At 42.4% G+C, this 21,700-nt stretch carries 19 protein-coding genes; 9 read left to right on the top strand and 10 right to left on the bottom strand.

Annotation, left to right across the window (positions count from 1 at the left end; translation table 11 throughout):
• Positions 1 to 273: 273 nt before the first annotated feature.
• On the bottom strand, positions 274 to 1,158 hold the full coding sequence (locus HC965_RS00855; protein ID WP_191029652.1) for a hypothetical protein: 885 nt from the start codon (positions 1,156 to 1,158) through the stop codon (positions 274 to 276).
• A gap of 717 nt (positions 1,159 to 1,875) precedes the next feature.
• A complete protein-coding gene (locus HC965_RS00850; protein ID WP_191029651.1) occupies positions 1,876 to 2,892 on the bottom strand; it encodes an energy transducer TonB in 1,017 nt (338 codons plus the stop codon).
• A 120-nt stretch (positions 2,893 to 3,012) separates the two neighbouring features.
• On the opposite strand from HC965_RS00850, the gene pheS reads away from it, so the two are divergent.
• From pheS to HC965_RS00810, 8 genes are all read left to right on the top strand, one after another.
• Positions 3,013 to 4,032, top strand: a complete 1,020-nt coding sequence (pheS, locus tag HC965_RS00845) for a phenylalanine--tRNA ligase subunit alpha (protein ID WP_191029650.1) — start codon at positions 3,013 to 3,015, stop codon at positions 4,030 to 4,032.
• Positions 4,033 to 4,128: 96 nt separating this feature from the next.
• Complete coding sequence (locus HC965_RS00840; RefSeq protein ID WP_191029649.1) at positions 4,129 to 5,328, top strand: MFS transporter; 1,200 nt, start codon at positions 4,129 to 4,131, stop codon at positions 5,326 to 5,328.
• Entirely contained in the window at positions 5,325 to 6,002 is a 678-nt protein-coding gene (nth, locus tag HC965_RS00835) for an endonuclease III (protein WP_191029648.1), read from the top strand. The genes HC965_RS00840 and nth overlap by 4 nt, the downstream gene beginning before the upstream one ends.
• Before the next feature lie 92 nt (positions 6,003 to 6,094).
• Positions 6,095 to 7,354, top strand: a complete 1,260-nt coding sequence (gene pgk / locus HC965_RS00830; protein ID WP_191029647.1) for a phosphoglycerate kinase — start codon at positions 6,095 to 6,097, stop codon at positions 7,352 to 7,354.
• 75 nt (positions 7,355 to 7,429) lie between these two features.
• Complete coding sequence (locus HC965_RS00825; protein WP_191029646.1) at positions 7,430 to 8,395, top strand: ABC transporter substrate-binding protein; 966 nt, start codon at positions 7,430 to 7,432, stop codon at positions 8,393 to 8,395.
• A 24-nt stretch (positions 8,396 to 8,419) separates the two neighbouring features.
• A complete protein-coding gene (locus HC965_RS00820) occupies positions 8,420 to 9,463 on the top strand; it encodes a porin (RefSeq protein WP_191029645.1) in 1,044 nt (347 codons plus the stop codon).
• A gap of 61 nt (positions 9,464 to 9,524) precedes the next feature.
• Positions 9,525 to 10,706 carry a DUF418 domain-containing protein gene (locus HC965_RS00815; RefSeq protein WP_191029644.1) on the top strand — a complete coding sequence of 394 codons (1,182 nt, stop codon included), beginning with the start codon at positions 9,525 to 9,527 and terminating at the stop codon, positions 10,704 to 10,706.
• A 14-nt stretch (positions 10,707 to 10,720) separates the two neighbouring features.
• A complete protein-coding gene (locus tag HC965_RS00810) occupies positions 10,721 to 12,925 on the top strand; it encodes a tetratricopeptide repeat protein (protein WP_191029643.1) in 2,205 nt (734 codons plus the stop codon).
• Here the strand turns inward: HC965_RS00810 and HC965_RS00805 are convergent.
• The 5 genes from HC965_RS00805 to HC965_RS00785 form a co-directional block, all read right to left on the bottom strand.
• Positions 12,920 to 13,501, bottom strand: a complete 582-nt coding sequence (locus HC965_RS00805) for a Maf-like protein (protein ID WP_191029642.1) — start codon at positions 13,499 to 13,501, stop codon at positions 12,920 to 12,922. The genes HC965_RS00810 and HC965_RS00805 overlap by 6 nt on opposite strands.
• A gap of 78 nt (positions 13,502 to 13,579) precedes the next feature.
• Positions 13,580 to 14,101, bottom strand: coding sequence for an HAD family hydrolase (locus HC965_RS00800; RefSeq protein ID WP_044656069.1), 522 nt, complete (start codon positions 14,099 to 14,101; stop codon positions 13,580 to 13,582).
• Positions 14,082 to 14,876 (bottom strand): Rossmann-like and DUF2520 domain-containing protein, encoded by a 795-nt coding sequence (locus HC965_RS00795; protein WP_191029641.1) that lies wholly within the window; start codon positions 14,874 to 14,876, stop codon positions 14,082 to 14,084. Before HC965_RS00795 ends, HC965_RS00800 begins: the two co-directional genes overlap by 20 nt.
• Positions 14,877 to 14,883: 7 nt before the next feature.
• Positions 14,884 to 15,219, bottom strand: coding sequence for a hypothetical protein (locus tag HC965_RS00790; protein WP_022137506.1), 336 nt, complete (start codon positions 15,217 to 15,219; stop codon positions 14,884 to 14,886).
• A gap of 2 nt (positions 15,220 to 15,221) precedes the next feature.
• Entirely contained in the window at positions 15,222 to 15,758 is a 537-nt protein-coding gene (locus HC965_RS00785) for a nitroreductase family protein (protein ID WP_191029640.1), read from the bottom strand.
• Between the two features lie 102 nt (positions 15,759 to 15,860).
• On the opposite strand from HC965_RS00785, the gene HC965_RS00780 reads away from it, so the two are divergent.
• Positions 15,861 to 16,106: a hypothetical protein gene (locus HC965_RS00780; RefSeq protein ID WP_191029639.1), complete on the top strand. Its 246-nt coding sequence runs from the start codon at positions 15,861 to 15,863 to the stop codon at positions 16,104 to 16,106.
• Here the strand turns inward: HC965_RS00780 and HC965_RS00775 are convergent.
• From HC965_RS00775 to HC965_RS00765, 3 genes are all read right to left on the bottom strand, one after another.
• Complete coding sequence (locus HC965_RS00775) at positions 16,055 to 16,597, bottom strand: carbonic anhydrase (protein ID WP_191029638.1); 543 nt, start codon at positions 16,595 to 16,597, stop codon at positions 16,055 to 16,057. The genes HC965_RS00780 and HC965_RS00775 overlap by 52 nt on opposite strands.
• A 118-nt stretch (positions 16,598 to 16,715) precedes the next feature.
• Complete coding sequence (locus HC965_RS00770) at positions 16,716 to 18,557, bottom strand: RagB/SusD family nutrient uptake outer membrane protein (RefSeq protein WP_191029637.1); 1,842 nt, start codon at positions 18,555 to 18,557, stop codon at positions 16,716 to 16,718.
• A 19-nt stretch (positions 18,558 to 18,576) separates the two neighbouring features.
• A complete protein-coding gene (locus HC965_RS00765) occupies positions 18,577 to 21,696 on the bottom strand; it encodes a TonB-dependent receptor (RefSeq protein ID WP_223854623.1) in 3,120 nt (1,039 codons plus the stop codon).
• Between the last annotated feature and the right edge of the window lie 4 nt (positions 21,697 to 21,700).

The following is a 21,700-nucleotide window of genomic DNA, read 5'->3' as shown; positions in this document are numbered from 1 at the left end:
GAGCAAGAAAAGTTTTTCGTTTTAATGATTTTTGAAGAAATCAAGGGTACTATTATACTGTTGCAGCACACTTAACCTTAAATCCAGCGCGGCATTCTTAATCCAGTCACACAAAAGTTTTTTTGCACAATTTACTCTCATGCTCTCATTAATCGTCTATAATCCTTTATTCATCGGCATTTCAGATATGAGAGTAAGAATGAGAGTAGCTATGAGAGTAAAAGTTACTCTCATAGTGTGTATCGATAAGTACATTATACCATATACCATTCATTATTCATCAAGGTATCTATATAAAGTGCAGTTTCCTTCTACGTCCAGTACATTCAGTTCTTTCAATCGTTCTTCCACTTTCCTTTGTGAAACCAATCCGAAGTTAGGCAGCCTGTCACGCAATCTTTTAAATCCGTATTTAGAGGTGATTTGTAGCAGTTCACGGAGTGTTTTTATATCGGCATCAAAGATTACCCGCTGCGACCGAATATCAAAATTCAATTTAGTGATAGGAGTATCGAGTAGTGCGATTACCGCTTTCATATCTTCCGGGATAAAAGTTTCGGGATTTACATCCTTTTCCAGTATTCCGCCGAGCATATCTGTACTGGATATATCCGTACCGGACATATCTTTGCAGAATTTCATTTCATAGGCTCGCACCAGTGCTTTGAGACGGATATTCTCTTTTTTATAAGTTCTAAGGAATCCTGCCTGAGTTTTGATTTCTTTTATCAGCCCGTCAAATTCCTTTTGTGCTTGGCGATAACCTATACGTTGTTGAACGCTAAAGTCTTTGATGCTTCCTTGCAATACGGTATAAAGAAATAGCTGCCTTCTTTCGTCGTTCCTAATCATTCCGGCAAGCTCTTTTATTATCAGGCGGATGAGTGGAGTCAGTTCTTTCAGTGATTGGAGTAAGAATAATTCTTCTTCGTTTTCTTTCAATTTGTTGTCTATCCGACGTTTGTGCTCTTCTTCCGAAATACAGAATCGGATTCTTCGTTCAAGACAATCTATCAGACTGCTTTCGTCAATCATCGGATAATCACCGATTTCCGAATAAATAATCTCTTGTCTTTCACACCAAGTGATAATACGCTTGGGGGATACTTGGTACTTGGTTGCTGCTTCTTCAATGCCAATCCATTGTTTTGTTGTCATACTTCTTGTGTGTTTTTAATATATGTATGCGTCGCAACCGGATATAAAAAATGGTGCGAACGATACATATATTTTCTAGCAGAGGTAGTCGCATACCCATAGGTGAAAATACAGTATGCCCGCACCAAAACTATATATCGATAAGGATATAAGCTTGGCACGGACATTCGATTTATCACCTATTCGAAAATGCGACTTTTCTGCTAGATAAATTAAATGTCCTATTAATTACAAGTCCGGATGTCAATGGTCCGGTCTTCGTTGCAAATATACTCCTTTTTCTGAAAAGAAGGATAATAAATGACAAGCTTTTTAGTATGAATAAAGGTTTTGTGTATAGCTAATCAGGACATTATTAGTCAATCCAACCTTAAGCTCTGATGATAGTTCCGTTTCCATTATAGGAAACGCTAGTTTCGATACCGGGAAACGCCAGTGTCCCCGTAGGGAAACGCGCGTTTCCTAAGCAAGAAACTGGAGTTTCCTATAATGGAAACGGAAGGAAACTATAATGATTTGATTATTAAATATATAGATAAACAAACTCATTCTTTATTAAAAAAAAGCATGGGTGATAGCTGAGGTGATAGGTGATAGATGCGGTGATAGGTTACTACAACCTGTCACCAATCCTGAAAGTCCGATGAATAAAGGGTTTCCAAGTTACCGGTGATAGGTGATAGAGGATTTTGCGTTTTTATTATGGAGAGTGTTGATTTATTTGGCGTGATAGTTCTGCGGACGGAAAGGAATATACAGAGTATAATTACTGTCAGACGGCTTTCCGCCTACAAGTGCAGGCGACCATTTCGGCATTCCTTTTACAATACGTAGAGCTTCTTCCGCAAATTCCGGATGAGTGGAACGCAGAATATGAGGACGAAGAATAACTCCCTCTTTGTCAATAGTAAACTCACACAGGACATATCCCGAAACATTCTTTTCCAAAAGACTTTCCGGATAAATCATTTGACCGGCAATATATTCTTCCACGCTCATGTCTGAGAAGTGAGCCAACTCTTCCACGTCTTTTCCGGAAAGTGTTTTCGAGCGGGGTCCCACCTGATAAATACCTACATACATCGGCTGTTTGTAAGCATCCGGTTCTTCTTTGGTGCGTTGTTGCAACGTTTTCAATAAGGCGGCAGCTTCTTCCGCCAAAGTCGGCTCCGAAATATTCTCACCTTTGGACAACATATATGCCGACTGGCAAACCAACACAAGACGTTCCATCAAAGTTCCTTTGGCAGGTGACCATTTTCGCCCCATCTGCTCTTTTCCCTTCGCGTCAGTAGAAAAGAAATAATAGACAATTCCGTCCAAACCGGCGCTAGAGCCATCCAAATCCTGTATCTGCTCGGTGACTAAACGGAAAATAGCTCCTAAAGACTGGTAAAGGGATGCGCTGATTACTACCGATTTAGTCTCCACTCCTACGCTTCCTTTCTCCGCTTGCCAGTAGGTGCGCGACAGCGTATTTGAAATCAGGGAATAACGTCCGTTCTTCTTTTCGACCGACATTGCATATTCGGGCGAAAAGGAAGGAATAGCTACAAAACGTCCATAGGGTTGTTTCTGAAAGCCTGTATTTAGTAAAGAAAACACATTACGATAATATTCGCCCAACTCACCTTTATAAGTAGAAAAAGGTCGCACCGGCTCCAAATAATCAATTTGAGCCACCAGGCGGAAAGAGAGGGTCAAAAGCAGAAGAGTGAAAACAATCTTTTTCATAAGTTGCCGGATTTTCGGTACATATCGGCAACAAAGATACAAAATATTTCGATGGTTCATGAGAAAATTATATCTTTGCACGGTTTTTACTAAGAAACTGAATAACAATATATCAAGAATATGATAGCTAAGATTGAACAACTTCTGAAAGAGGTGGAAGCATTGCATGCCTCCAATGCCGAAGAACTCGAAGCTCTCCGCATCAAATTCCTTAGCAAGAAGGGAGCCATTAATGATTTAATGGCAGATTTCCGTAACGTAGCCGCCGAGCAGAAAAAAGAAGTCGGCATGAGACTGAACGAACTGAAAACAAAGGCGCAGGATAAAATCAATGCGCTGAAAGAGCAGTTTGAAAGTCAGGACAATGGTTGCGACGGACTGGATTTGACGCGTTCGGCTTATCCCGTGAAACTGGGTACACGCCACCCTATTACCATTGTAAAGAACGAAGTCATTGATATTTTTGCCCGTTTGGGATTCAGCATCGCTGAAGGCCCTGAAATCGAAGACGACTGGCATGTGTTCTCGGCACTGAACTTTGCTGAAGACCATCCGGCACGCGATATGCAGGATACTTTCTTTATCGAAGCTCACCCGGATGTAGTATTGCGTACGCATACTTCTTCTGTGCAGACCCGTGTGATGGAAACTTCAAAACCTCCTATCCGCATCATCTGTCCGGGACGTGTATATCGTAACGAAGCTATCAGCTACCGTGCACACTGTTTCTTCCACCAGGTAGAAGCTCTGTATATAGACAAAGATGTATCGTTCACCGACCTGAAACAGGCATTGCTGCTTTTCGCCAAAGAAATGTTCGGCGCGGATACGAAGATTCGCCTGCGTCCGTCTTATTTCCCATTCACCGAGCCTAGCGCGGAAATGGATATCAGCTGTAATATCTGCGGTGGAAAAGGTTGCCCGTTCTGCAAGCACACCGGTTGGGTGGAAATCCTCGGTTGCGGTATGGTAGACCCGAACGTACTTGAATCCAACGGTATCGACAGCAAAGTGTACAGCGGTTATGCCCTCGGTATGGGTATCGAACGTATCACGAACCTGAAATATCAGGTGAAAGACCTTCGTATGTTCTCCGAAAACGACACACGCTTCTTAAAAGAATTCGAAGCGGCATACTAAAAATAGTGAGTAGTGGTTAGTGATTAGTGATTAGCGGCTGCGCAATACAACCGCAGACATTAATCACTAATCACTATTCTGTTAATCACTAACGACATGGCAAAGGATAGACTCATTACTTCCAGTTATTGTTTCATCTTGGCAGCCAACTTCCTGCTCTACTTCGGTTTTTGGTTGTTGATTCCCGTTTTGCCGTTCTATTTATCCGAATTCTTCCAAGCCGGAAACTCGACTATTGGTATCGTGCTTTCTTGTTATACGGTGGCAGCACTCTGCATCCGTCCGTTTTCCGGTTATCTGCTCGATACTTTTGCCCGCAAACCTCTCTATCTTTTCGCTTACTTCATCTTTATGATGATGTTTGGCGGTTATCTCATTGCCGGTTCGCTTACCTTATTTATTATATTCCGAATCATACATGGCGTTTCGTTCGGGATGGTTACGGTAGGCGGCAATACGGTGGTAATTGATATTATGCCTTCATCCCGCAGAGGGGAAGGGTTAGGTTATTACGGGCTTACAAACAATATGGCGATGTCCATCGGGCCGATGTTCGGATTGTTCCTGCATGATGCGGGAGTGTCTTTTTCCACAATCTTCTGTTATGCGCTCGGTTCCTGCATTTTGGGCTTTTTATCCGCAAGCCTGGTGAAGACACCTTACAAGCCCCCTGTGAAACGGGAGCCTATTTCGCTCGACCGCTTTATCTTGTTGAAGGGAATGCCGGCGGGACTTAGCCTGCTGCTGCTTTCCATTCCTTACGGCATGACTACCAATTATGTGGCGATGTATGCCCATGAGATAGGGCTTCGCACACAAACGGGATTCTTCTTTACCTTTATGGCAGTCGGCATGGCTATCTCCCGGATATTTTCGGGGAAGCTGGTAGACCGGGGAAAAATCACGCAGGTAATAGCAGCCGGATTATATTTGGTGGTTTGCAGCTTTTTCCTGCTTTCGGGCTGTGTGTATCTGATTCAGTGGAATGGCACGGCCTGCACGGTTCTGTTTTTCGGTATCGCACTGCTGATGGGTGTCGGGTTCGGGATTATGTTTCCGGCATTCAATACGCTGTTTGTGAATCTTGCGCCCAACAGCCAGCGGGGAACGGCCACTTCGACCTACCTCACGTCCTGGGATGTGGGAATCGGTATCGGCATGCTGGTCGGGGGATATATTGCGGAAATCAGTACATTTGACAAAGCCTATCTTTTCGGAGCCTGCCTGACGGTGGTTTCCGCTATCTATTTTAAAATCAAAGTAACGCCTCATTACCATAAAAACAAACTACGATGAGAAAGAAAGAACGTTATGAGAAAGTAATCGCCTGGTTTCAGGAAAACGTGCCTGTGGCCGAAACTGAATTACATTACAATGACCCGTTTGAGTTGCTGATTGCCGTAATCCTTTCCGCACAATGTACAGACAAGCGGGTGAATATAATCACTCCGCCTTTGTATAGAGATTTCCCGACGCCGGAAGCCTTGGCAGCTACTACGCCGGAGGTGGTTTTCGAATATATCCGAAGTGTGTCTTATCCGAATAATAAGGCTAAACACTTGGTGGGAATGGCGAAAATGCTGGTAAATGACTTCAATAGCCAGGTGCCGGACAATATGGAGGATTTGATAAAGTTGCCCGGTGTGGGGAGAAAGACGGCGAATGTCATTCAGTCCGTGGTATTCAACAAGGCTGCCATGGCAGTGGATACGCATGTGTTCCGCGTCAGTCACCGCATCGGGTTGGTGCCGGACAGTTGCACGACTCCGTTCAGTGTAGAAAAGGAATTGATGAAGAATATTCCGGAAAATATCATACCTATCGCCCATCACTGGCTCATCCTTCACGGTCGTTATGTTTGCCAGGCACGCACTCCCAAATGTGACACCTGTGGTTTGCAAATGATGTGCAAATATTTCTGCAACACTTATAAAGTTACAAAAGAGACACCAAAAGGCAAGAATAAATAACGATTTAATAGCGGAGAACCGAAATAAATAGTAACTTTGCGGTCGTTCTAAAAGAAGAATTTTAAAACACTTTTAAATAAAAATAGAGTATTATGCAGACAATTGACAAATTCAATTTTGCCGGTAAAAAGGCATTTGTTCGCGTGGACTTCAATGTGCCCCTGGACGAAAACTTCAACATTACAGATGACACTCGTATGCGTGCAGCTCTTCCTACTTTGAAGAAGATTCTGGCAGACGGTGGTAGCATTATCATTGGCTCTCACTTGGGCCGTCCGAAAGGCGTTGCCGATAAATTTTCTTTGAAACATATCATCAAGCACCTGTCTGAATTACTGGGCGTTGAAGTTCAGTTTGCTAATGACTGCATGGGTGAAGAAGCTGCTGTAAAAGCTGCTGCTCTGCAACCGGGCGAAGTTCTGTTGCTCGAAAATCTTCGTTTCTATGCTGAAGAAGAAGGCAAACCAAGAGGTTTGGCAGAAGACGCAACAGACGAAGAAAAGGCTGCTGCCAAGAAGGCTGTAAAAGAAAGCCAGAAAGAATTTACCAAGAAATTGGCTTCTTACGCTGACTGCTACGTTAACGACGCATTCGGTACTGCTCACCGTGCTCATGCTTCTACAGCATTGATTGCTAAATATTTCGATGTAGACAGCAAGATGTTCGGTTACCTGATGGAGAAAGAAGTGAAAGCTGTTGATAAGGTAATGAATGACATCAAACGTCCGTTCACTGCTATCATGGGTGGTTCTAAGGTTTCTTCTAAAATCGAAATCATCGAAAACCTGTTGAGCAAGGTAGACAACCTGATTATCGCAGGTGGTATGACTTATACATTTACTAAAGCTATGGGCGGTAAAATCGGTATCTCTATCTGTGAGGACGACAAACTTGACCTGGCTTTGGACTTAATCAAGAAAGCAAAAGAAAAAGGTGTAAACCTTGTTTTGGCCGTTGATGCCAAGATTGCTGACGCTTTCTCTAACGATGCAAATACTAAATTCTGTCCGGTTGACGAAATTCCTGACGGATGGGAAGGTCTTGACATCGGCCCTAAGACTGAAGAAATCTTCGCTAACGTTATCAAAGAATCAAAGACTATTCTTTGGAACGGTCCTACGGGCGTATTCGAATTTGAAAACTTCACTCACGGCTCACGTACAGTAGGTGAAGCTATCGTTGAAGCAACTAAGAACGGCGCATTCTCACTTGTTGGTGGTGGCGACTCTGTAGCTTGTGTTAACAAGTTCGGTTTGGCTAGCGGTGTATCTTATGTTTCAACCGGTGGTGGCGCATTGCTCGAAGCAATCGAAGGAAAAGTTCTTCCGGGTATCGCTGCTATTCAAGAATAACATCATTAATCATATTAATATTTATGGAGGGCGGTTCTTTGTGAAAAGAGTTGCCCTCATTTATAAAAATGAGGTATGAAAAGACTGGTTCTGCTCTTTTGGTTCATCCTTTTCTTCCTTTACTCTTGTCAGAGTAAAAAAGGAGAGAACTCTTTTTTGCCTTTATCCGAACTACAACCACTCACACTGGGCATGATGCCTACCCTGGAAGGATTGCCTTTCCACATAGCCAAATCCGAAGGTATTTATGATTCATTGGGACTGGATTTAACCATTCTTCCGTTCAACTCCGCCGACGACAGGGATGCTGCCTTTCAAACCGGGCAAATGGACGGAATGATAACCGATTACCCCAGTGCGATAGTACTTCAGGCCATTCATCACACTGACTTGGGGCTTATTCTGAAGAATGACGGTTATTTCTGCTTTATCGTTTCCAAAAAGAGCCGTATCAATCAGTTGGAAGAACTTAAAAACAAGAATATCGCCGTATCCCGTAACACTGTTATCGAATATGCGACCGACTTGTTATTAGGTAAAGCCGGCATGAGTTATACGGAAGTGAACAAGCCCGAAATCGGCCTGACTCCTCTCCGCCTGCAAATGCTGCAATGCAATCAGATTGATGCTTCATTCCTGCCCGACCCTGCCGCATCTATTGCCATGAACAGCAAGCACCGTTCATTAATAAGTACGCAGGAACTGGGAATTGATTTTACCGCTACCGCCTTTTCACGAAAAGCTATCGACGAGAAAAGAAGGGAAATCGGACTGCTTGTGACGGGCTATAACCTGGGAGTGGATTATATAAAGATGCACCCGCAGAAAGAATGGGAGCATGTATTGATTGAAATGGGTGTACCGGAGAGCCTGACAGGGCTTATCGCACTCCCCAACTACCAAAAAGCAACACGCCCTTCGGCCGAAGGCGTAGAAAAAGCCATGCGTTGGTTGAAAGAAAACCGGCGGATACCTGAAACTTATTCGGAAAAGAATCTGATAGACACTACTTATACCCCCACAGCGACCATAATCAAATAACAACAATCAAATAACAACGATTTCATGCGAAAAACACTTCTCCAACTATCCATCTTCATGTTCTGCGCAACGGGCATACACAGCACGCTCATCGCGCAAGAGAAAACCTCACTGAATCAGGTTGTCAACACATTGAAAGAACGTATCAGCCTTGCCGGATATGCGCAACTTGGCTATACATATGATGATGCGGCGAAGCCGGACAATACTTTCGATATCAAACGTATCATTTTCATGGCACACGGGAAGATTACCAAACGGTGGACGTGCGATTTCATGTATGACTTTTATAATGGCGGTATGTTGCTGGAGGTATATACTGATTATGAGTTCCTACCCGGACTTACGGCACGTATCGGTGAGTTTAAAGTTCCTTATACCATCGAAAATGAATTATCACCGACTACGGTGGAGTTGATTAACTGCTACTCGCAGTCTGTCTGTTACCTGGCGGGAGTAAGCGGCAGCGACAAGTGTTACGGCATGACTTCGGGACGGGACATCGGTATGATGCTTCACGGCAAATTGCTCCATGACTTCCTGCAATATAAGGTGGCTGTCATGAACGGACAGGGATTGAATACAAAAGATAAGAATAGCCAGAAGGATGTTGTCGGTAATCTGATGGTTTACCCATTGGAGTGGTTGTCCGTAGGCGGTTCGTTCATTCGCGGAACGGGACATGCGATAGCGGATTCGGAATACACAGGAATTAAGACCGGAGAGAATTATGCGAAGAAGCGTTGGAGCGCGGGAGCGGTTGTCACTACTCCCAAATTCAATCTGCGTTCGGAGTATCTTGGCGGAAAAGACAGAAATGTGAAAAGCGAAGGATTCTACGCAACGGGCAGCGTTCGTTTTGCGCGGAACTTCGATTTCGTTGCTTCGTATGACTATTTCAACCCGAATAAGTCTGCTGATTTTAAACAGAATAATTATATTGCCGGCGTGCAATACTGGTTTTATCCCAGGTGCCGCCTACAAGCACAATATACCTTTTGCGACAAAAAAGGAGACGGACAAAAGGACTCCAATCTGATACAGGCACAAGTACAAGTGAGGTTCTAATCCGTGTAATCCGTGCAGAAATTTATTATATAAACTAATTAATAACAGAAACTAAAAAATCATGGAACACAAAATCGCCGAACCCAACGCCCGAGTAGACGTGGCCGACGTATTAAGAGGATTAGCAGTAATGGGAATTATCCTCTTGCACAGCATCGAACATTTCAATTTCTATTCTTTCCCGAAAGAAGTACCTTTTGAATGGATGAAGTTCACCGACCAAGCCATTTGGAGAGGATTATTCTTTGCGTTCAGTAATAAAGCATATGCCGTATTCGCTCTGCTCTTCGGTTTTAGTTTCTATATTCAAGACAACAACCAACAACGGAGAGGAAAGGATTTCCGCCTGCGGTTCTTATGGAGATTATTTATTTTATTTATTATCGGGCAGTTTAACGCGGCTTTCTTTACGGGAGAGATATTGACGATGTATGCCATCCTTGGAATTATCCTGCCGATATTCTGCCGGATGAGTGACCGTACTGTTCTTATATTTGCTACTTTACTTATTCTTCAACCTATCGACTGGGTAAAGCTAATCTATGCTTTATGTAATCCTGACTATGTGGCAGGGGAAAGTCTTGCACGCTATTATTTCGGCATCGCATTCGATGTGCAAAAGAACGGAACATTCCTCGAAACGGTTCGTATGAATATGTGGGAAGGACAGATGGCTAACATGACCTGGGCTTTGGAACACGGACGTATCCTGCAAACACCGGGACTATTCCTGTTCGGTATGCTTGTCGGCCGCCGTCAATATTTCCTGTACAGTGAAAAGAACGAACGCTTGTGGCTGAAGGCTTTGGCTTTCTCCCTTCTCTGCTTCTTCCCTATCTACGGGCTCAACAATATGTTGCCGGAATTTATAGAACGGAGCGCGATACTTGTTCCTTTGCAGCTTATTCTAAGTTCATTCAGTAACCTTAGCTTTATGGTGTTGCTGGTGACAGGATTATTGCTGACTTTCTACCACATGAAGGATCGCAGTTTCTTTATGCGTTTCACAACTTATGGAAAAATGAGTTTAACTAACTATCTCGGGCAATCTATTTTCGGTTCTCTTTTGTTCTATCATTGGGGATTCGAACTGGGACGGTATTTAGGTATTACATACAGTTTCCTTTTTGGCATCCTTTTTGTTCTATTACAAATGGTATTCTGTTCGTGGTGGCTCCGACACCACAAACACGGTCCTTTTGAAGGTCTTTGGAAACGTCTGACCTGGATTGGAAAAAAATAAATAATTAAATCACAATGAACGAAAAAACGATTAATGAACAATACGCATATATACGTACTTTACTTGAAGATAAAAGACTCAAGGAGGCTTTGATGCAACTGGAATCCTTGTTGTGGCAATGTCCTGACTGGGATTTACGTACACGCCTGGAGCAATTGCAGACCTCATACAAGTATATGCTGGACTATATGAGACAGGGAGCAAACGACCCGGAACGCTGGAATCTGTATCAGAAAATGGTAGCGGATACGTGGGGAATTGCCGACCAGTCACGATTACTTATGCTGGATAACGCATCCTCGAGATATTATCACGAGGTACGCCGCACTCCCGTAACGCCAGACTTATCGGGCTACGGCATTAAAACGATACTGCATATATTGGAGTCATTTAATGACGACTTGGCAGTCAGCGGATTGCTTTCTGCCGAAAAAATGGACGAAGTCCTGAAACGGCATGAGGATACACTCAAATTTATGTTCATACGAACATGGACAAACAGTGCATGGAATCCACAGGATGAAGAGGATGCACAGGCCATGCTCGCGTCGGAATTACTTCCGGGAGATGATTTATGCTTGTTCGTCAGTGCTGTCACATTGAGTTTGATGGAGTGTTTCGACTTGCGGAAAATCATGTGGCTGCTTGATGCATACCGTCACCCGAATGTTAACGTTAATCAACGGGCATTGGTAGGCACATTGATTATCTTCCACATTTACAGAAACCGGCTTACTTTCTATCCGGAACTTATCAAGCGGGTGGATCTTATGGAGGAGATTCCTTCGTTCAGGGAGGACGTTGCACGCATTTATCGTCAGATGTTGCTGTGTCAGGAGACGGAGAAGATTGACAAAAAGATGCGGGAAGAGATTATTCCCGAAATGCTGAAGAATGTTTCTTCGATGAAGAATATGCGGTTCGGCTTTGAGGAGAATGACGAGGAGAATGACGATAAGAACCCGGATTGGGAAGATGCTTTCGAGAAGTCGGGCTTGGGAGATAAATTGCGTGAAATGAACGAGCTTCAACTGGAAGGTGCCGATGTATATATGAGTACGTTTGCCGCTTTGAAGAGTTATCCGTTCTTCCGCGAAGTACATAATTGGTTTTATCCGTTCAGCAAGCAGCAGTCTAATGTGCTTAAATCGCTGAAACAGGCGGGAAATGAAGGTAGCAGTTTATTGGATTTGATTCTTCAATCGGGATTTTTCAGTAATAGTGATAAGTATTCGTTGTTTTTCACTATTCATCAGTTGCCGCAGGTGCAGCAGGACATGATGTTGAGTCAACTGAATGAACAGCAGGTGGCTGAATTGGCCGAGAAATCGAATGCTGAGACAATGAAGCGGTTCAATGAGCGTCCGGGAACGGTTAGCAACCAGTATCTGCACGACCTTTACCGTTTCTTCAAACTTAGTGTACGCCGTAATGAGTTTAGGGATATTTTTAAAGAGAAGCTCGACCTTCATCACATTCCCGCACTCGACAATGTGTTGTATTGGGAAGATGTATTATTTCCTATTGCAGACTTCTATTTATCGAAGGAACGGTGGGACGAGGCTATCGAGATTTTTGAAGAACTGGAAGCTATCGGTGGTTTCGAAGGTGACAGTGCGGATTATTATCAGAAATTTGGATATGCACTGCAAAAGAGGAAGAAATACGGAGAAGCTATTCAAGCCTATCTGAAAGCGGATACAGTGAAGCCGGATAATATTTGGAACAACCGTCATTTGGCTATTTGCTATCGCTTAAACAGAAATTATCAGGCTGCCCTTACTTATTACAAGAAGGTGGAAGAAGTTGCTCCGGAAGATGTAAATGTCACATTCCATATCGGTAGCTGCCTGGCTGAAATGGGACAATATGAAGAAGCACTGAATTATTTCTTCAAATTGGATTTCATCGAAAGTAATTGTGTAAAGGCATGGCGCGGCATCGGATGGTGTTCATTTATCAGCCTGAAATACGAGCAGGCCATGAAGTATTACGAGAAAATCATCGAGCAAAAGCCATTGGCTATCGACTATATGAATGCCGGACACGTTGCATGGGTGATGGGAGATATACAGAAGGCTGCTGTTTTCTACGGAAAAGCGATAACAGCTTGTGGAAGTCGGGAACGATTCCTTGAAATGTTCCATAAAGACGAAGAACCCCTTCTCAAACAAGGTATTCGAGAAGAGGATATTCCTTTGATGTTGGACTTATTATAATTTCTTTAACTCCCCGTACAGCTTCTGTATGGGGAGTCCCATTATATTATAGAAGCTGCCTGAAATAGACTTGACACCGATATAACCAATCCATTCCTGAACGCCATAGGCTCCCGCCTTATCCATAGGTTGGTAACGGTCAACATAGTACTGGATTTCATCTTCGGACAAGACATCGAACAGTACATCGGAAGAAGCGGTAAAGCTCTTTTGCCATTCGGTAGTTGTCAGGCAGACACCCGTAAATACCTGATGGGATTTTCCCGAAAGAGTGCGAAGCATTTCAACAGCCCCTTCCCTGCCCTCCGGCTTGCCGAGAACTTTTCCATTCAGCCAAACGATAGTATCAGCCGTTACTAATAATTCTCCCGGTTTCATCATAGCGCGATAAGCATCAGCTTTCTCACGGGCGATAAATTCAGGGATTTCTGCACCAACCAATGTATCGGGATACGATTCATCGACATCGGGCAATGTCCTGACTACATAGTCTACTCCCAAACCTGACATTAGTTCTTTTCGGCGGGGTGAATTGGAAGCCAGTATGACCTGGTATTTCTTTAGATTATCAAGCATTATTCTATTTACGATTTGACGATTTACTATTTACGATTTACGATTGAAAATACTTTTTATTGAGGTCACTGATTGTTCTCACCAACCGAAAGCATCTTGCGCCATCCATAGGCCATGTGCTTTCAAGACTTGCTCTACGACATCACGTCCGCAGCCACAGCCACCGTCTGCATAAGAGATGTATTTCGCTACGGATTTTACTTCCGGCACAGCATCTTTCGGGCAACAGGGAAGTCCGCATTCCCGCATCACTTCAATATCAGGCACGTCATCTCCCATATATAATATCTCATCGTCAGCCAATCCGTATTTGTCACGGAAAGCACGGTAATCATGTATCTTCACCGCAGAGCCCATATATAAGTCCTTCACTCCCAAGCCTTCAAAACGGATGCGTACCGCTTCTGTCCGTCCGCCGGTGATGATGGCGATATGAAGTCCTTTTTTCACTGCAAGCTGGATGGCATATCCATCCTTGATATTCACAGTGCGCATCGGCTCACCGGAAGGATGCAGCGGAACTGTGGTGGAACTCAATACTCCATCGACATCAAAAGCTAACGCTTTGATACGGGATAAATCATAATTGATGGTGCTCATGAATACTTTTGCTCATTAATTTATAGATTTCCTGTAATGCCGGCGAGTCTGCCAGCATAGCAAGATGATTGCTTATCACATTTTCGTCATAACGCACAGCCGGACCGGTTTGTGCTTCGCGGGGTGCCAGTTCGTGCACCTTACGCGCTGTTTCATCAATCAGCGGAAGCATGACATCAAAAGGCAGATTATATTTTTCAAGCAAATCTGCCGCTAAAGCATACATATGATTGGTGAAGTTACAGATAAAGACTGCTGCAAGGTGAAGGCTCTTGCGTTGTTCGGAAGTAGCTTCATAGACATTCTCGGAGAGAGTGGCGGCAATGGCTTTCAGAAGTTCCACGTCTTCCGGTCTTTTGGCTTCTATAAAGAATGGTATCTCCCGGAAATCGACTTCACGTTGTTTGCTGAATGTCTGCATCGGATAGAATACTCCGTAACGTTCCGCGTGTCCTTCCCAAATACTCATCGGGATGCTTCCTGCCGTATGTACTAACAGGGCGTTTTGTTTGCCTTCTGTTATTTGGGGCAGTAGTTCCACAAAAGCGGCATCTTTCAGGGATACGATATATAATTGGGCTTCTTTGGAGATTTCTTGTAAGTCGGTTGTATATTCCGCTTCCACTTGTTCGGCTAAGGTGCGGGCGGATTCCTCAGTCCGGCTATACACTTGCACGATACGGAAGCCTTTATGATAAAGTGCTTTTGCCAGGTTGGTAGCCAGGTTTCCGGCACCGATAAACACAATCGGGGTATCTTCTATACTTCTATTCATCGTTTCTTTACCGTTTTGCAATCCAAAATAAAATAATTCCGATGATGAGTAATGTCAACGGCAGCAAATATCCTGAAAGCGAGCCCAGCAATGACATTACCAAACCGATGTTCATTACTAGCCAAAGTCCCAGCAATACGAAGCCTATGGATTTGTCGCGTTTGAAAATAAGGAAACAGATAGAAGCATACAGCAACATATTATCCTTATTCATCACCCAAGGCAGGCCGATGGAAGAAAAATGAATCAGTTTATCAATCAGATATAATGCTCCGATTACCATAAAGGTAACGGCAGTAGCCATGTAGGTATCTTTGCTATTATTTGCTTTGGCAGCTCCCATCGTTATTTTCCTCCGAACTTGTTAATATGAATTTTCTCCCACTGAAGATGTTCTTCGTTGAAGGGTTTGCGTTCCATTGCTTTGTGCCCGATAGCTATGACGGAAAGAATCTGAAGTTGCAAAGGTATATCCAGTATGCCATGCACAAATTCGTCGGAAGGCATTCCGGTAGCAGTGAAACGTTCGCGTACCTGTACCCAGCAGCTTCCCAGTCCGAGGTCTTCTGCCTGCAACTGTATCATAATGGAAGCGATAGCAGCATCTTCAATCCAAACATCACTCGCCAGCGGGTCAGCCATTACGACAATCGCCAAAGCGGCATCGGCAATGAAGGAAGAAGCCTGTTCTTTGCAATGAGACAGTTCTTTCAACATTTCTTTATCATCGACTACTACAAATTGCCAACTGTTACTGCGCTTGGAAGAGGGGGACATCAAGGCTGCTTTCATCAACGTAACAACTTCGTCCTGTGTCAGCTCTTCATTGGTAAACTTGCGCATACTACGACGGTTCTTTATCAATTCACTGAAATTTTCCATATTGTTTCCGGGTTTCATTTGATTAATAATTGCAAAGATAGTGCAAAACGGGCGTAATCGAAAATAAAATAGTATCTTTGCACTGACAAATAATATGATGATATGAAAAAGCGAATTACGCAGGACGATTACATTAAAGCGAATCGTAAGGCAAGCCGGGAGGCTGAAATCGAGATGTACGGACACCCTATTTGTCATAAACGGGTGCACCAGTCAAAGAAAGTATATAACCGCAAAAAGATAAAGGCAGCTAACAAAGAGCTGCCTTATTTTTTGTCCTTTTCCAAAGGGATTACTTATACTACTCTCGTCAACTCTCCTGTAGTAGAATCAATAATAAATCCGTAAACTTTCACATCCGAAGGTATCAAAGGATGGCGTACAATAGAATCGACTGTTCCCCTCACCGACTTTTCAGTATCTTCAAAACCATCCAACCATGCATGGAAGTCCACTCCGCAGAAACTCATCATGTCGATATATTCGGGGTTTATCCCTCTCGCCTTCATTTTCTCGACCATATCTTCACTATGCATATGGCAGGCTCCGCAATCAGAATGGGCTATCACCATAATCTCCTCTACGCCAAGTTCAAAAATAGCAACGAGCAGACTACGAACCACACTACCGAAAGGATGGGAAATAACCCCTCCCGCATTCTTTATCATTTTTACATCGCCATTCTTTATACCCAACGCGGCCGGCAGCAAAGCAGTCAGCCGGGTGTCCATACAGGAAAGAATAGCTATTTTCTTGTCGGGATACTTGTTCGTAATATACTCTTCATATCCCTTCTTCTCTACAAAGTGCTTGTTGTAAGCTAAAATTTCTTCAATCATATTTCCGCTTAATTTATAAAGTCCTGTTTGATAATACAAAGATAAAGAAAATATGAAAAAGAGGGACATATCATCACGATATATCCCTCTCCAAATTAAAATTTAATCTGTAAGAGTACTAATACCCATTCGTTCCGAATTCATCCGGATTTGCTATAGCATTCAAGAATGATACCGGAATAGGACGAACAAAATGCTTGGTTTCATCAAACAAGGTGATATCCGGATTCGTTCTCGCAAGATATGCCTTAGTCAAGTTGCCTGTACGTTTCAAATCATACCAACGCAAATGTTCACCTGCCAATTCACGAGCTCTTTCTTCCAAAATATATTCTACTGTCATGTCCGACTCATTTGCCAGCATTTCATTCTCACGCCCTTTTAATGCAGCACGTTTACGAATGTCATTCACATAACTTAATGCAGTCGCCTTATCCTGGTTATAAAGTAATGCAGCTTCAGCAGCTATCAGATACACTTCACCTAAACGGATAATAGCAAAATCTCCCATCCAGCATTGTCTATCGTAGCAATAAGTCCAGCCTGAATATTTAGACATAGAAGGATACACTTCTTTCATCTGTGTGTCTTCCGTCCATGTACCGTCTGCATTAAACATATCCGAAGGATCTGCCACCAAACATGGTATTAGCGCTTTTTCCGTTTTAGCAATCGTCCAATTGGGAGTAAAGACAGAAAGTCCTTTATCATCTTCCATATTAATGGCTGCAGATTTCCAACTATTTCTAATATTCGTATTTGGAGAAGGAACTGCTGCCGTATTCAAAATAACATGATCAAGTAACGACGGATCTTTCCCATAAGCATTAATCATGGATTGCGTTATCTTTTTATCTCCCCAGGAAGCATTGTAATATTTATAAATGAACGTATTTGCATAACGTGTATCCGGTGTATTTTCACTAGGATCGAATACGCCAGTCATTAAATATTTAGTTGGTTTAAACGACCTGGCATTAGCACGTCCCAACCATGTATCACTTTCTTGTGTACCCCATGCTGAACCTACTCCCTTTAAATCCATTAAATAATACTGCCTGGTACGTCCCCGGTTAGTACCTTCCGGATTTGCATAATTAGTAGAGGCATCAATAGCTTCTACAAAAAGAAATTCCGAATTATTCTTATTGTTCTCATCTTTCCACAATTTAGCAAAGCCTGATTCATTATCATCGCTGGTGTAAAGGGAACAATTGTATTCCGACGGATTATTAATCAGTTCTTGAGCGGCATCTAAAGCCATCTTCGCATATGTTTGTTTATCTCCCAAACGGGTACGTTGCAAACAAGCTTTAGCCAACATGGCATATGCAGCTTTACGAGATGCCCGTCCACGATCATTCTGAGTGATAGGCAGATTTGTACAAGAGAACTGCAGATCCTTAATTATCAAATCATAAAATGCAGTTTCCTCACTCCGCTTCGGAGAATTGTCCACCACCGCATCTATCGCAGAACCTTTTTCTGTCAACACGACACCACCAAATTGTTCAACTAAATGGAAATATGCCCATCCACGCAGAAAATATGCTTCAGCTACCAGTTGGTTCTTTTGCTCATCAGTCAAATCTTTCACTTTATCAACCAAAGTAATAGCCGTATTACACAGGTTTACCGTTGCGTAAAGAGATTGCCAAATCGTTTTTAGCGAACCTACAGAAGTATTCAAATCCTGATATGCACTATAAGTACTTTCAGCATTAGTAGAATTAATCCATAAATCGCATCCCATTTCCAAAGGACCGATACCATCTATTTTTCCATAAATGTAGTATAAATTCATATAGCATGAATTTATCAATGATTTATATCCTTCAGGATAGGAATAGGCTTTTTCCAATGTCTCCGTACTTGGATCATATTCCTCCAGCGAACAAGCCGTTAATAATCCTGCAGAGCAACAAAGCACTAAGACTAATTTATATATACTTTTTTTCATTGTTGTTTCCCTTTAATAATTAGAATGATAAATTGACACCAAACACAAATTGCTTATACAGCGGATAGGAATCACTACCACCCGTCTCCGGATCTACCTTTTTCAACAAATCACTCTTTGCAAAAATAAACGGATTCGTTACTGTTCCATAAACACGTAGCTTTTGAATCCCTACTTTATTGCATATCTTCATTGGTAATGTATATCCCAAAGTTATATTCTTAATTTTAATATAAGAAGCATCAACTATGGACAAGCTTTCCAAAGCCACGTCGCTTGTACTACCTGTAATATCAGGTTGTGGATAATGTGCTCCTGTATTGGTAGGAATCCAATAGTCGTAAATATCCGGCAGATTCACCTTCTTACCATATTTAAAGTAGCCAAGAACCGGAGAATTTACCATTTGCCCCCAACGCATATTAGCTAATATAGCCAAATCAAAGTTCTTCCAATAAAAGCTATTCTGGAACCCGATTGAAAAGTCCGGGTTATTGTCGCCTAACACAGTCTTATCTTTTGCAGAATAACTATATTTAGAAGATGCCGTAATATCTTTACGCACACCTTCGTCCATGTAATAATAGCCATTCTCATCCTGCATGACACGCGGAGAATCCAGCTTTACCTGACCGGGTTTACGATTAAATAATGCGGCGATTTCAGCTTCATCTTCTTGCCAAATCCCTGCATACTTATAGCCATATAATGTTCCTTTAGCCGGATGATCAAGGAATAAATTCAACGCAATCAATTCATCAACAGACGTAGAACTACCTAAATCTATACTTTTCAGTTTTTCTTTATTTGTAGCAAATGTCAAATTAGAGTTCCATCTGAAATCTTTTGTTTCAATATTTCGGGTAGATAAGCTAACTTCTAATCCTTTATTATTAATAGACGCAATATTAGACATCATGGTGAAAGATTTCTTCGCATCAAAAGAGCCTAAGGATACAGGCAGCGGACGTGCATAAAGAACGTCCTTGGTATTTGTATAGTAATAATCCACAGCCAAATCTATGCGTCCATTGAACAAAGCCAGGTCCAAGCCTATATTAGTGTTATAAGATTTTTCCCATGTCAAATCTTTATTACCCCATGATTGTGTCATTATACTCAAAGGAAGGCTACCTGTTCCCAAATCCATTTTCACATCCGGAGACGTTGCTTTTGTTACAGTAACGTAAGGGTCGATATTAGCATTACCCGTAATTCCCCAACCAGCTCTCAATTTCAAATTACTTAACCAGTTTTGCGTTCCCGACATAAAGGCTTCATCACTAATGCGCCATGCAGCGGCAGCAGCCGGGAAAGCACACCATTTATTAGATAATTGTGAAGCACCATCCCAACGATTAGACAAGGTTATCAAATAACGTCCCTTATAAGAATAGTTCAAACGAGCAGCGTAGGACATCATCATTGTTTCTTTGTATGAAGACGCTACAGACTGTGTAGTACCCGAACCTAAATTGAAGAATAAATAATTGTCCACATTAAAACCGGCACTATTCGCACCGGATGTTTCCGTACGCGACTTACTCCACTCACTGATACCTGTCACTGTGAAATCGTGGTCTTGTTTTACTTTAAAATTATAAGTTACGATATTTTGCCAACGATAATTATAATACATACTCGTATTATATGCTGCCCTCTTCTCATTCTTATCACTACCGGTCAGGCTCATATAAGTATTCTCATTCTGGAAAGTTCCGGTACGACCTATATTGAAATTACCGCTCAACAAAGATTTTACAGACAATCCCTTTATTGGATTTAATTCCACAAACGGATTAACCGTTACGCGAAGCGTCTTGTTATTATTCACAAATACTCCATCAACATCATCCGCAATCAAACTGACTGTTGAATTGCCATCAATAGGTTTTGTCTTTATTGTTCCGTCTTCATTATATACATCCCCTAAAGGAAGAGTATCAAATGTCTTATTAAGGCGGCTACCACGCGAATCCCTATCTCTCCAGCTCAATGTAGACTGTACTCCGGCTTTAACCCATGAAGCGAGTTGTACGGTAGTTCCGGCCCGCATTGTGATAAGCTCATTTTGATCCTTCTTATATATCCCTTTCTCTTTATTATAGCCCAGAGAAAAATATCCTTGTATCTTTTCATTTCCACCACGAACAGAAACATTATAGTTTTCTTGTGTTCCTGTATGCAAAGCCTCGTCAACCCAGTCAATCCATTTACCTGCATCAATATATGGATTCAACTGTTCCGGGCTTAAACTATATGCAGTTAACAACTCATCACGAGATGCTGACTGTTGTCCATTAGCCCCATAATAACCAGCTTCCAAATAATCCAGCCATTCCTGACCGCTGTAAGCCTTCGGATAAGACGGAGAAGTATTCACGCCAAAATAGGCATCAAAGTCTACTTGAACCTTTCCTTTGTCTGCTTGCTTTGTAGTGATTATCACAACCCCATTTGCACCGGCAGAACCATAAATTGCAGTAGAAGATGCATCTTTCAATACCTCAATGGATTGAATATCATTGGGATTTAATACAGAAATGCTTCCAGGAATACCGTCAACAATATATAAAGGCTCGCAATTGGCATTCAAAGAACGATTACCACGTAATAATACAGTAGGCTCAGCACCTGCACGCCCATCCGTACGAGAAATATCCAAACCAGCCACTTTTCCTTGTAACGCTTCCATTGCATTAGAAACAGGAGCCATCTTAATTTCATCTCCTTTCACAGATGTAACTGCTCCTGTCAAATCTCGTTTTTTTACAGCACCATAACCAATCACCACCACTTCATCCAACGCCTGTGTATCCGAAATCATTTTCACATTCACAAGTCCATTCCCAGTCACAGTCACCGTCTGTTCTTTATACCCGATATAAGAAATTACCAATTCTTTTTTCCCCGCCGGAAGATTGATAGAGAAATTACCGTCAAAATCGGTAATTGTACCTGTGCTTGTTCCCTTCACAACAATAGAAACACCGATAAGTGGCTCTCCACTTTCATCAATGATATTTCCTTTCACTGTTTTTGTTTGTGTTACAACTTGCACCATAGTATTAGAAACTCCATCTTCTGCATAAACAGAGTAAGATAGAGGGGCAGACAATAAAGATAGCCCTAAAATCATGGAA

It is taken from the genome of Bacteroides sp. GM023, assembly GCF_014750685.1.
Classification (GTDB): domain Bacteria; phylum Bacteroidota; class Bacteroidia; order Bacteroidales; family Bacteroidaceae; genus Bacteroides.
Note: the sequence above shows the minus strand (reverse complement) of the source record. Positions and strands in the feature narration are given on the sequence as shown.